Here is a 12,601-nt window from a genome sequence, read left to right as displayed (position 1 = left end):
GTTTCATAAGAATTCTGGGCCTATGTCAAAATGGATAACCGTTGATCTTTGGGTATGCGCACGATACTGCCATGAAGAGTTCCGTCAATGTTTACAAGAGCACGCATGCAATTTCCCGATATTTTGGTTCTGGGCGCAACAGGTCGGATTGGGACAATCTTGCAACGCGTATGGACATCAGAAGTGGTGCACGGGCACGTCCTCTGGCACACCCGGGCGGCACCGCCTGATCAAGGTCAAAATTGGATTAGCTTTGACCCTCTCACCGATCCCGACGCTCTGACCCGCGCAGCGCAGGGGCGGTGCGCTATTCTGTGTCTATCTGGGGTTATTCCCGGGCGCGAACATTCTGGTGCAACGCTGACAGACAATATCGCCTTGGCGCTGGTTGCGTTGCGCAGCGCGGCAAAAACCGGGGCCCGCGTGCTGCTGGCGTCGTCCGCAGCGGTTTATGGCAACCAACCCGGCCTCCTCAGCGAAGAGTCTCCGGTTCACCCAGTCAATGATTATGGGCGATCAAAGCTGGAAATGGAGCGTCAGGCGCTCCACACTGCACAGGATCTGGGCGTACAATGCTGCGCGCTCAGAATCGGAAATATCGCCGGAATAGACTCTACTTTGGGGGGGTGGCGGCCCGGATTTCAGCTGGATCAATTTGCTGATGGTCGCACCCCACTACGTAGTTATATCAGCCCGCTCACCTTAGCACGCGTACTCGCAGACCTCGTGCATGCACCAGATCTGCCCGACGTTCTAAATGTTGCCAGCCCTGGTGCCATCGAAATGGGCCATCTCTTGGATGCGGCCCAATTGCCTTGGACACCACGCGCACCACAGGCCGATGTCATTCCCAAAGTGTGCCTGGATACCACGCGGCTCAGCCAATTCTCGTCGCATGCTTCACGGATAAACCCGTCCGAGACCCCTCCTGCGGAAATGATAGAGCAATGGCGCATTTTAGAGCCTAATATTCAGGTTTCAGGAGAATAATCATGACCTGGGACAAACGCCTATTTGATCTATTCTTTGCCTCCCTTTTGGTGATTATTTTGGGGCCTGTATTACTCGCAATTCTGATCTGGCTACAGGTCAAGCAAGGTGGCCCTCTGTTTTACGTGGCTGAACGGATGAATGGTATCGACCGTTCTTTCAAGCTGTGGAAATTACGTACCATGATCGAAGCCGAAGATGACTCGGGAGTGTCGGGTGGTGATAAAGAACAACGCATCACTCCGACGGGAGCATGGCTACGCTCAAAACGGTTGGACGAATTTCCCCAACTCTGGAACATTCTCAAAGGCGATCTTAGCTTTGTCGGCCCCCGTCCACCCCTGCGGCAGTATGTGGAACAATTTCCCGAACTCTACGCCGAAGTACTGAAATCCCGCCCTGGCGTGACAGGCTTAGCCTCAATCGCCTATCACGAACACGAAGCAACGCTATTGGCCCGTTGCAAGACCCGCGAAGAAACCGATGAAAGCTATACGCGCAACTGCATCCCTCGCAAAGCACAGCTGGACCTGATCTATCAAAAACATCAGAGTGTCTGCTACGATTTCGATATCGTTTTTCAGACCATCGGCCTTGTCTTCAACCGCAAGTGATTGCTTCTAGGCGCTCGCTCCAATCTGCCTTAAAGAAATACCATCCCCTTGTCCTCCCTCAGTTCCGGATCCTTTGAAGTGCCTGACCAGACCTCTTTTTCTGCAGCTCCCGTCGCGCTTGTCACAGGTGCGGCTGGTTTCATCGGTTCTCATGTCGCGCAAGAGCTGCTGGCCGCCGGTTGGCGCGTGGTTGGGTTAGACAGCTTGAACGCCTATTACGATCCAGCCCTAAAACAGGCGCGATTAGATCGATTGACCTTGCACCCACAGTTCACCCCCGAAATCGGCAAGCTGGAAGACCCCGACCGCTTGCGAGCCCTCTTCGAAACACATCGCCCGGCGCTCGTGATACACTTGGCCGCTCAAGCAGGCGTACGCCACTCGATCGATGCGCCGCGTGATTACCTTGAAGCCAATCTGATCGGAACATACGAACTGATAGAAGCCGCCCGCGCCTATCCCCCCAAACACATGCTGCTGGCCTCGACCAGTTCAGTGTATGGCGCCAACACCCAAATGCCCTATCGCGAAACAGACAAAGTCGACACCCAGATGTCGTTCTATGCGGCCACCAAAAAGGCCAACGAGGCGATGGCTCATTCCTATGCCCACCTCTATGGGCTGCCGATCACCATGTTCCGCTTTTTCACGGTCTACGGCCCCTGGGGACGCCCTGACATGGCCTATTTCAAATTCACCCGCGCGATCCTGAATGGCGATCCCATCGACGTCTACAACAACGGCGAAATGCGGCGTGATTTCACCTATATCGACGATTTGGTCAGCGCGATCGTCGCTCTCTCTGACTGTGTGCCAGGTCAGACGCCCGTTGGGGATCATGACAGCCTCAGCCCGGTGGCACCGTTCCGTTCCGTCAATATCGGCGCCAACCAACCTGTGGCGTTGATGGAATTCATTCAGGCTATCGAAACCGCACTTGGACAGCCTGCGATCAAAAACATGATGGGCATGCAACCCGGTGATGTTCCCGCCACTTGGGCCGAAACCCAACTATTGCGCGACCTGACAGGGGTTTCGATAACCACAGATGTCCGCACTGGCGTACAACGCTTTGTCGATTGGTATCGAGAGTATTACGGGATCACCGACGGATAGACGGGTAGGTGCGAAACCGCGCCGGATCTGCTAATATCTGCTCGAGATGGAAGAGGCAGCATGAACACATTTTTGACCTATCGGCTTTTTCTGCATCCATGGGCAGCATGTTGATAGCCTTGGGATTTGATGAAACCACAATGATCTAATTTAAATGGATTTTCGGGCTGGCAGTCCTTCTTGGCGCCGGCATTCCATTCGGAATCTTGGCGATAACTCTATCCAGGTGGTACGAAAGTATGATCGACGCCTCCACGATATACAAAAGACGCAACGATTAAGTATATCTCAGAAACAAGGTCCTTTTGAACTCTGCGCAGCCGTTCGCTATGCAACGGTCTTCATCCTTCTGGGCCGCAAAGAAGCTCATTATGGTCTTTGAAGCGCACTTATCTGCAATGTTACCCCCGCATCACACAGGGCATTGAAACCGCGCCTCAATTTATCGATTGTGGGCGCAAGTTTCCGAGCAGGTAAAACAAAAAGGATTGAGGCAAGATGCGCATTGCGATGATAGGCACCGGATATGTTGGGCTGGTCTCGGGTGTTTGCTTTTCAGATTTTGGCCATGACGTCATCTGCGTCGACAAGGCCGAGCAGAAAATCAAGATGCTACAAGCGGGTGAGGTTCCAATCTACGAACCCGGGCTGGACACGCTGATGGCCAAAAACGTGGCCGCCGGACGGTTAAGCTTTACCACTGATCTAACCGCTGCCGTGAGTGGGGCCGATGCGGTGTTCATCGCCGTGGGCACGCCAACACGGCGTGGGGATGGCCACGCGGATCTGACTTATGTCATGGCCGCCGCCAAAGAGATTGCCGAGGCCATAACCGACTACACCGTGGTCGTGACCAAATCCACTGTGCCACTTGGCACCAACCGACAGGTCAAACAGACCATTCACAAGGCCAACCCAACTGCAGAATTCGATGTCGCCTCGAACCCCGAATTCCTGCGCGAAGGCGCGGCGATTGATGATTTCATGCACCCGGATCGCGTGGTTGTCGGCGTACAAAACGATCGCGCCGCCGAGGTCATGGCCGACATCTATCGCCCATTGTACCTGCGCGACTTTCCGATCCTGACCACAGATCTGGAAAGTGCCGAGATGATCAAATACGCGGCCAACGCGTTTCTGGCAACCAAGATTACGTTTATCAACGAAATTGCAGGCCTGTGTGAACGGGTAGGGGCCGACGTCAAAGAGGTCTCTCGTGGGATTGGCATGGATGGGCGCATTGGCAACAAGTTCCTGCATGCCGGCCCAGGCTATGGTGGATCCTGTTTCCCGAAAGATACCGCCGCTTTGGCGCGCATCGGTCAGGACAATGCGTTTCCCATGCAAATCACCGAAACGGTTATGCGCGTTAATGACCAAGTCAAGAACCGCATGGTGGAAAAGCTGCGCGATGCACTGGACGGTACGTTCAATGGGAAAACCGTGGCTGTGCTGGGCGTCACTTTCAAGCCCAACACAGATGACATGCGGGATGCACCTTCGCTGACCATTGTCCCCACCTTGATTGGTGGCGGCGCAAAGGTTCGTGTGGTTGATCCGCAAGGCTACGCAGAAGGCGAGGCTCTTTTACCTGGGGTGAAATGGATGGATGATCCCTATCATGCAGTGCGCAATGCGGATCTGGTGGTCTTGCTAACGGAGTGGAACGAATTCCGCGCGCTGGATCTCAAACAACTTGCAAAGAAAATGGACGTGCCGCGCATGGTCGATCTGCGCAATATCTATTCCGAGAAATCCGCCAAACGGGCTGGGTTTGAACTGTATGTCGGGGTCGGGCGCTAACGCCTCAACACACAGCCTTCCCCTTTTTCTTCGCGCGTGGAACACAGCCAGTGTTTCGCGCGCGAAACATTTTCAAAGGGCGCTATTGATTACGCAGCCAGTCCTGAAGCGCCTCTGCGAGGGCGTCGCTTATCCCATCACCGACCAACTCAATACGGCTCTGATCCGGGGTAAATCGCATTTCAATGCCCTTTGTGACCCGTGTCACAATCCGCTCGCCTGCGGCTGGGCCTGAGGTGGTTGATCGCACGCGCGGACGCGCAGTCGGTTCTGGATCTGCTGGTAGAGCAGGGGCCTGTCTCTCCAACAATGTTTCCGACAGAATACGCATTTCGGTGGCGGCACTGTCACGAGGCATATCCTGAAGCCGCTTTTTCAGCAGATCTTCAAATCCGGGATCACGGATCAGTTCCCGCACCAAAGACAGACCCAACTTTTCACTAATTGCAGAGGGGAACCACAGTGTCGCATCAAAGGCATCCACCAGCGCAATAAAGGACCCGATTTTTGACCGCTTAGAGCGGGTCGCATTGCCAAACAACCCCTGCAAAGCCGCCCGTTGCGAGGGATAAACCCCTTCCTTCATGGCCCGCACTGCAATGCGGGCGCGTTCATAATGGGACAGGTTGACCCGGATTTCGTTTTCTTCGACCATAGCCACATAGGCATCTTGGGCTGTGTCTGGTGTAATCACCATCGCGCGAACGTGCGAGAATTTAGAGTCTGAAGTCTCTTCATAGAGCCTACGCAGCGCCGTTAGCCGCCGCCAACCAGAAATCAAACCATGGGTTCGCCCCCCCGCAGGGTCAGATAGCAGAACCACCTCAATGGGCATTTGCTGGCCGCGCGCGCGCAAAGAATCCACCAGCGCGGTCATCTCTTCTTCGTTCTGTTCCAAACGGTCCCGGACCAGATGACGATCGTCGATGGCGTCCAGGTCCAACAGTTCAATCATCCGCCCTTCGGCGCGGGCATTGCGTAGGGCCGCGCTGACTTCTTCCAAGGCCGCCGTCGCGGAGGCTTCGCCAGCAACCTGGGCAATAGGGGCGCTCATGGCCACAGGTATGGATTTGGTTTCGGGTGCGCGCTCTGCCTCGACAGGGCCCCCGAGGAATCCAGGTTGAGCTGGGGTTAGCCGTTTGCGTTTTGCCATATTTGATCCTCTGAATTGCCCTGTTTAGGGTCTGTTATTTTCTATTCAGCCGCCTGCTGCATTTCCAATTCACCACGTCGCCAGATGCCCAAAAGCAAGCGTTTGAAGGCGGCATAAGTGGCGTCAAAAGTTTCGCGCCCACGGGCATAGGTTTCCCGATTAAAATCACGGTAATCCGCTTCGTAAATCCCGTTCACCTGTTCACCAGCCTGCCCAATAAGCGCAGTGAAATCTTGCCGATGGGGGGATAGTGTCTTGCCCAAATAGGCCTGCATTAGACCCGATAATTCGCCCTGCTGCGCGCCGTCATAGCGGGTGATGACGGCGCGGACGGCATCCCATTCAAACCCCATTTCAGGGCGTCCCAATGCGCGGGCTGCAACGTTTTCCCCGTCTTCAATACTGGCGAAGGTGGAATGCAACATGTCAAAGAAGCGACCAGTTGAATCAAACTCCAGAAATGATGCGCCCAGAGGCACCAACAGGATGTCAGCGGCTGCCAATCCGTTGATGGTTAAATAGCCAAGTGCAGGGGGTGTATCGATGAACACAAGATCATAGTCGTCCAGCACCCCATCCGCCTCGAGACGGTCGGTTAAGGCATCCCACAGCTTCCAACCACGCGCCTGCATCCGCCAGACCGGGATTTGGAATTCAGCCCAATACAGATTCAGCTGCGCCCCGATCAGATCAATGTTGGGCCAGTGGGTCGACTGGATCACATCCGCTGCGGTCATCTCCATTGCCGCTGAGAGCCCCTCATCCAGCGGCTGAGGAGGATCACCCCGGTCCAGACGCCTTTGGTTCTCTATGCGCAGATGCTCGCCGTAGTGGCGCGCCAGCAGCGGAAAGGCGGTTTGCCATTCATCGTCGACTGTGCCGCCAAAGATCGAGGTCATCGATCCCTGACTGTCAAGATCAATTACCAGCACCTTGTAACCATCCAGTGCAGCAGACATTGCGAGATGTGCCGCGGTGCTGGTCTTGCCAACCCCACCTTTGAAGTTTGCCACTGCGACCATTTTGGCGGGCAACCCTTTGGGGCGGTAGGGGACGTATTCTTTAGCTTTGGATCCTTGGGCGCCAAAGAAGGCACGCAGGCGCAACACCTCGTCCAGAGTAAACCATTTGGCCCCCCCATCTGTTTCTGATTGGCCTTGTGGCAGGTCGGGATTCTGTTTGAGCACACGCCGGAAATGGGCCTGTGCGACAGGGATCAGATAGCGGGTGATTTCCCAAGTTGAAAAGAGACGCAGGTTCTTGCGCCCGTCTTCGTTCATGCCCCGACTGGCCAGATCGGTACGCCCGCGGGTGCAGGCCTCGGCGATGGAGGCAAAGCCTTGCGTGTCTGTGGGTAAGTCAAGATCTGCCAAGGCTGCATCGGGATCGATGTTGAAATAGGGCGGCAGGGGGATGGGGTCTTTTGCCATGGTGAAATTGCTCGATGTGTTGTGTTTTCATTAGTGTACCAAAAAAGGTGATACATGAAAGCAAAAGCCGCATGTGATCTGTTTTTTCTAAGTAAATAAGGGGGTGCTGGTGCTGATATAGCGCATATTTGTAGATTTGGCGATTTTTTTGGTTTGTTAGAGTCGTGTTATTTATGTGTTACAGGCTTAGGTAGGAGTGGGTAATCTTTTGAAAATAAAAGGACTTCCTATCATCTTTATGTTTTGAATGACTCTGAAACCCCGATAAACTGAATCCAAACCCCCGATAGAGTGACTCTGTAACCCCGTTGTGCGGGCATGTGGATAACTCTAGGTTGGCCGTCACTAAAACCACGAAAAAACGAGTCGGATACCGGCCATGAGCAGTGCAGTAACAGGGGCGGGGGGGCTTTTGCCCGACCGTCATAAGCAGAGTGATTTTTTCCTTTGCGATATTTTTGATGCGATCCCCAAGGATGACATCGCCAGTATGGAGCACCCGCTGTTCTCGTTGGCGACGCGCCCGGACCGGCGGATTTTGCAGTATGATCACAATGGAACCGAGATCACGGTGACGCCCTCGGTGCGCGGATTGGCGACGATCCACGACAAGGACATCTTGCTGTTTTGTATTTCGCAGCTGATGGCAGGGATCAACGCGGGGCGGACCGTCAGCCGGACGCTGCACCTGAAGGCGCATGATCTATTGGTGGCAACCAATCGCGAAACCAGCGGTGACTCTTATCGCCGTCTGCGCGAGGCGTTTGAACGTCTTGCCGGTACACGGATCACTACCAATATCGTGACCGGCGATAAAGAGGTCACTACCGGGTTTGGCCTGATCGAAAGCTGGCAGATCGAACGCAAGACTCGCGGCGGGCGGATGGTCAGCGTGGCGGTCACGCTCAGCGAATGGCTGTTCCGGGCGGTGGTGTCGAAATCAGTACTGACGCTGAGCCGGGATTATTTCCGTCTGCGCAAACCGCTGGAGCGGCGGATCTATGAATTGGCGCGCAAACATTGCGGACGCCAACCAGCCTGGACCGTGTCGGTGGATACGTTGCTCAAGAAATCTGGCAGTGCCTCCCCGCGCCGGGTGTTTCGTAAAATGTTGCGCGACATGATCGAAGCAAACCATTTGCCGGATTACGAGATAGAAGAGGTCCCGGGCGACCTGATGCGGTTCACGCCGCGCGGTGGGTTGGTGTCTGTGGATGTGCCTCCTCCGATCCTCAGTGCCGATGCGCTAGAGGAAGCGCGCCGCCTGATGCCAGGCACGGATGTGTATGCGCTCGAGGCGGACTGGCGCGGGGTCTGGGCGCGGACCGGGGCGCAGCGGTTGCGCAAGCCAGATGCGGCGTTTTTAGGATGGGTGAAAAAGCGCAAGGGGTAGGGGAAGAGGCGTACTCGTTACTCGGGTTCTGCGTTTGACCGATATAGCCTGAGTCATTTGTAGATCTGATCAGATCGGACCTATGCCCCATTTATAGAACACTGTCTGGCGTGAATGAAATTACGCTTCGCTCGGGCTGATCAGTCCAATTCTCTGCAGACGGGTCGTTTGCTGCCAAGAGCAGAGTGAGGGCGTTTGCAATTGTAGAAATTGCACCCATTTCCCAGCACCCACCCGCGACGCTGATCTGGCGGCCCAATTGTGCAGGGAAACTGCTTTGTATTTCAGGCTTCGCTACAGCCTTTCGACGAAGGTACTGTGGGGGTAACGGCTTTTCCTGCATCAATATTTTACACCAAGACGCAAAAGCTCGCCTCCAGTGTGCCCGGTTTTGCGGCTACCAATATATTAAAATGATACCAAAACTATCAATTAATTGACTCATGCCGTTTTAGCAGGCTCAATAGTTAATAAATAGATAAGATTTCTTGTTGGCATCGTTTGAATTGCCAAATTTATGAAAAATACCGGGGTTTTCTGAATAAATTCCCCTAATGGGAGGGATTCTCTGATGGCGCACGAACCTGATGGTGTACTGGACAATGGCGCAACCCCATCAACGGTGGTTACCCTGAGCGGTGTCACCAACATTGATGCTCAGCTGACAGCCCGAAAATGGACCGACTACGATCTGACATACAGCTTTGTTGATCTCGCATCAGATATATCCGCAGATTACGCCCTACTACCCTCTGTCATCGCAGGTTTTTCCGCCTTGAGCGCCGCACAGGAAACTGCCGCGCGCTATTGGTTTGACCAATACGCCAGCATTTCCGGGCTGACGTTCACCGAACTTGATGGCCCCGAAGGCGCCTTGAACGAGGACGAAGAAGCCACGATCAGGATGTTCAACAATTCCAACCAGGCCACGGCGTTTGGATACTACCCGGGCGACTCAGCAATCGCAGGGGACACTTATTTTGGGGGGACCGGCGACAACCCCGCGCGATACAACTTTGACTGGGTGACTGTCGGGCATGAACTTGGCCACACTTTGGGCATGCAGCATGGCCACGAGGGCAGGCTCCTGGAGCCCGACAACAATTCGTCCGAATATTCGATCATGACGTACCTGACATACGTGGGCGATCCGGGCGGGGTCAATACGGCAGGTCCGGACAATAATCCGCAAACCCTGATGATGGCGGATATTCAGACTATACAGTACAATTACGGTGCGAATTTCGACTTTAACGCATCAAACACAACATACACGTTTTCGACCACGACCGGTGAGATGTTCGTTAATGGCGTTGGCCAGGTTGCAGGGACAGGCAACAAGATTTTCCGCACGATCTGGGATGGTGATGGATTCGATACATACGACCTGTCAAATTATACCACCAATCTGCTGATTGATCTGCGTCCCGGGATGCACACGGATCTTGATGTCGGGGGCAATGCGCAACGCGCCGATCTGGATTTCTTCGGAACGCCCAACACTCATATGGCCCGCGGCCATATTTTCAACGCGCTGCAATACAACAACGATTCCCGTTCCCTGATCGAAAGCGCGATTGGTGGCTCTGGCAACGACTCGATTGTCGGTAATGACGGCAACAATGCTCTGAATGGTGGGTCTGGGGATGATACGATCCTTGGGGGTGAGGGCAACGACACCATCACGGATGGATTGCCCTCTGGCGGCGGCGCTGACATTCAGGGTAATGATATTATCAATGCCGGTGCTGGTAACGATATTGTTCGTGTGAATTATGTGGCTGGCACCGGAAGCTACAATGGCGGAGCAGATAGCGATACTCTGGATATCAGAGGAGACAATACCGCTTTCACCGGCGGCAATGCGATAGACCTTGGTGCGGCGTCCTGGACGTCGTGGGGATCAACATTCTCACAGTTTGAACACATAGATGCGGGCAGTGGTGCGCATGACATCACCGGGTCAAGCGTCGCTAATCTGATCCAGGCAGGGGGGGGCGACGATACGATCCGCGGCGAAGGCGGCTTTGATGTGCTCTTCGGCCAAGGCGGGATCGATCAGGTCTTTGGCGGTGCCGGAAACGATGTCATTAGAATCAACACAGGCGATGATGGCGTCGGCGAAACCTACGACGGGGGTGCGGACAGTGATACTATACGGGTCGTTGCCATTGGGGGGGGGACCATCTTCAATCTGCGCGATGACACGGTGACCTCGATCGAGCATCTGGATTTCACCAATTTGTACAACGTGAGTGCGACGGTCGAAATGAATGCGTCGCAGGTGACGCTTGTCGGTATTCAGGCCACGGCGCATGTCGGAAACACCAACAAGCTTAACATATTCATGAACGGCGCAGCGGCGTTGGATTTGTCCGGTATCAGCATTTCCGGGTTCACCGAACCGGGCGATGGGGTGATGATTACCGGCGATACGATGCTCGCGCAGAACATCATCGGCTCGATGGTCAATGACACGATCACGGGCGTTGGTGGTGAGAACACCATCGAGGGTGGTCTGGGCAACAACGACATGGATGGTGGCGCCAGTCGGAATGACACCGCATCTTATGCCGGGGCGGCCTCGGGCGTCACTGTGGATCTGGGGCTGACCACGGCCCAGAACACAGGTGGTGCTGGTACAGATACGTTAACCAATTTCGAGAACCTTCTTGGGTCGGCCCACACGGATCATCTGACCGGTGATAATAATGACAACCGTATCGAGGGCGGTCTGGAAGCAGACACCATCATGGGCCTGGGGGGCGCGGACACTCTGCTTGGCGGTGAGGGGGACGACCTGATTAAGGGCGGGTTTGGAGCAGACAGCCTGGATGGCGGTCTGGGAACCGGAGATACCCTGTCGTTTGAAGGCGATCAGCGCATCATAACCGTTAATATGGATTCCGCCCGTGCCACTGCGAGTTCGAGTACGATTGAGCTCGCAAATGCGCCAACGACATCTGCGGTGCTGGCTGCCGCGCTAGTGGGCGACATCTACATCAACGTGCATACAGGCAACTTTCCATCCGGAGAATTGCGTGGGCAAGTTGGCCCCGTTCTGAGCGATACCACTGTCGGCTTGGTTCGCACGGTTGTATTTGAGAATATCCTGCTTGATCCCGCAAATCAGGTCCCACCGGTCGCATCAGACAATGTGGGGTTTGCGACCCTGACCATGGTCGATAACAACGGAGCGGTGAGCTATTCGATCAGTACGATCATGGACCTGAACGTAACTGGGATCACAGCGGCTCACCTTCATGAGGCACCACCAGGTTCAAATGGCGGTGTGGTTGCGAACATTCTGGGGGCCGGAGGGGTCGTATCAACTTCGCGCGAACAAGACATTGCGATTAACTTCGAGAATGTGATTGGCGGTTCCACTGGTGATTATCTCAACGGAAATTATGCTTCGAACCGACTGGAAGGCAGGGATGGTTCCGATAGGCTGGATGGTGGACGCGGCGGCTCCAATACTCTGGTTGGCGGGCTTGGTCAGGACGAATATTTCATTCGATTCGCTGGCGATACGATTGTTGAGGTGGCCGGAGAGGGCACCGCTGACGAAGTCCAGGCCTTTATCAATTTTGCACTTGCCGCTGACGACGATATTGAAATTCTAGAGGCTCACTTTTCGCTCAGCTCTACCTTAACTCGCAGTCTGACCGGCAATGCACTGGCGCAAACCATTACGGGGCACAGCGGTAAGAACACGCTGCGTGACGGGGCAGACGGCATGGCCGGTGCCGCCGACACCATGAGGGGGCTGGACGGCGATGACACCTACCGGGTGAATAACTCGGCGGCTGTCGTTGAGGAAAACACCGGCGAAGGCACCGACCGCGTCATCACCTATGTCAACTATGCGCTGGGGGCGGGTCAGGAGATCGAGCGCCTGCAAACGGATTCAACCGCGGGCACCAGCACGCGGAGTTTGCAGGGCAACGAGCTGTCTCAGTACATTCTGGGCAACAACGGCAGAAACACGCTGCGCGACGGTGCTGACGGCGTGGCGGGTGCTGCCGACACGCTGGTGGGCCTGCAGGGCGATGACACCTACCGCGTCAACAACTCAGGCACTGAAGTGCGCGAAAAGGTT

At 54.9% G+C, this 12,601-nt stretch carries 8 protein-coding genes; 6 read left to right on the top strand and 2 right to left on the bottom strand.

What is annotated here, in order from left to right; all coding sequences use genetic code 11:
• Window positions 1-105: 105 nt before the first annotated feature.
• From ABWV33_RS21635 to ABWV33_RS21620, 4 genes are all read left to right on the top strand, one after another.
• The gene (locus ABWV33_RS21635; protein WP_353333738.1) at window positions 106-990 is read left to right on the top strand and encodes an NAD-dependent epimerase/dehydratase family protein; all 885 of its coding nucleotides are present in this window, start codon (window positions 106-108) and stop codon (window positions 988-990) included.
• 2 nt (window positions 991-992) lie between these two features.
• Complete coding sequence (locus tag ABWV33_RS21630; RefSeq protein ID WP_121998585.1) at window positions 993-1,604, top strand: sugar transferase; 612 nt, start codon at window positions 993-995, stop codon at window positions 1,602-1,604.
• A gap of 78 nt (window positions 1,605-1,682) precedes the next feature.
• The gene (locus ABWV33_RS21625) at window positions 1,683-2,720 is read left to right on the top strand and encodes an NAD-dependent epimerase/dehydratase family protein (RefSeq protein ID WP_353333736.1); all 1,038 of its coding nucleotides are present in this window, start codon (window positions 1,683-1,685) and stop codon (window positions 2,718-2,720) included.
• A gap of 498 nt (window positions 2,721-3,218) precedes the next feature.
• A complete protein-coding gene (locus tag ABWV33_RS21620) occupies window positions 3,219-4,523 on the top strand; it encodes a UDP-glucose dehydrogenase family protein (RefSeq protein ID WP_113825758.1) in 1,305 nt (434 codons plus the stop codon).
• An 82-nt stretch (window positions 4,524-4,605) separates the two neighbouring features.
• On the opposite strand, the gene ABWV33_RS21615 is transcribed toward ABWV33_RS21620, so the two are convergent.
• Both ABWV33_RS21615 and ABWV33_RS21610 read right to left on the bottom strand, forming a co-directional pair.
• Window positions 4,606-5,676, bottom strand: coding sequence for a ParB/RepB/Spo0J family partition protein (locus tag ABWV33_RS21615; RefSeq protein ID WP_164621658.1), 1,071 nt, complete (start codon window positions 5,674-5,676; stop codon window positions 4,606-4,608).
• A 41-nt stretch (window positions 5,677-5,717) separates the two neighbouring features.
• Entirely contained in the window at window positions 5,718-7,106 is a 1,389-nt protein-coding gene (locus ABWV33_RS21610) for an AAA family ATPase (protein ID WP_113825760.1), read from the bottom strand.
• 379 nt (window positions 7,107-7,485) lie between these two features.
• Here ABWV33_RS21610 and ABWV33_RS21605 point away from each other — a divergent pair, with 379 nt between their 5' ends.
• Both ABWV33_RS21605 and ABWV33_RS21600 read left to right on the top strand, forming a co-directional pair.
• Window positions 7,486-8,499, top strand: coding sequence for a replication initiator protein A (locus ABWV33_RS21605; RefSeq protein WP_113825761.1), 1,014 nt, complete (start codon window positions 7,486-7,488; stop codon window positions 8,497-8,499).
• A gap of 571 nt (window positions 8,500-9,070) precedes the next feature.
• Window positions 9,071-12,601 (top strand): CHRD domain-containing protein (locus ABWV33_RS21600; RefSeq protein WP_353333733.1); only part of this gene is annotated, 3,531 nt, incomplete at its 3' end.

The sequence above is a fragment of the Phaeobacter sp. NW0010-22 genome, assembly GCF_040365955.1.
In the GTDB taxonomy this organism is placed as follows: domain Bacteria; phylum Pseudomonadota; class Alphaproteobacteria; order Rhodobacterales; family Rhodobacteraceae; genus OMPR01.
Note: the sequence above shows the minus strand (reverse complement) of the source record. Positions and strands in the feature narration are given on the sequence as shown.

Excerpts from the sequence above, each read along its gene's own strand:
- ABWV33_RS21635 (WP_353333738.1), top strand. The coding sequence starts at position 106 with ATGCAATTTCCCGATATTTTGGTTCTGGGCGCAACAGGTCGGATTGGG.
- ABWV33_RS21630 (WP_121998585.1), top strand. The coding sequence starts at position 993 with ATGACCTGGGACAAACGCCTATTTGATCTATTCTTTGCCTCCCTTTTG.
- ABWV33_RS21620 (WP_113825758.1), top strand. The coding sequence starts at position 3,219 with ATGCGCATTGCGATGATAGGCACCGGATATGTTGGGCTGGTCTCGGGT.
- ABWV33_RS21615 (WP_164621658.1), bottom strand. The coding sequence starts at position 5,676 with ATGGCAAAACGCAAACGGCTAACCCCAGCTCAACCTGGATTCCTCGGG.
- ABWV33_RS21610 (WP_113825760.1), bottom strand. The coding sequence starts at position 7,106 with ATGGCAAAAGACCCCATCCCCCTGCCGCCCTATTTCAACATCGATCCC.
- ABWV33_RS21605 (WP_113825761.1), top strand. The coding sequence starts at position 7,486 with ATGAGCAGTGCAGTAACAGGGGCGGGGGGGCTTTTGCCCGACCGTCAT.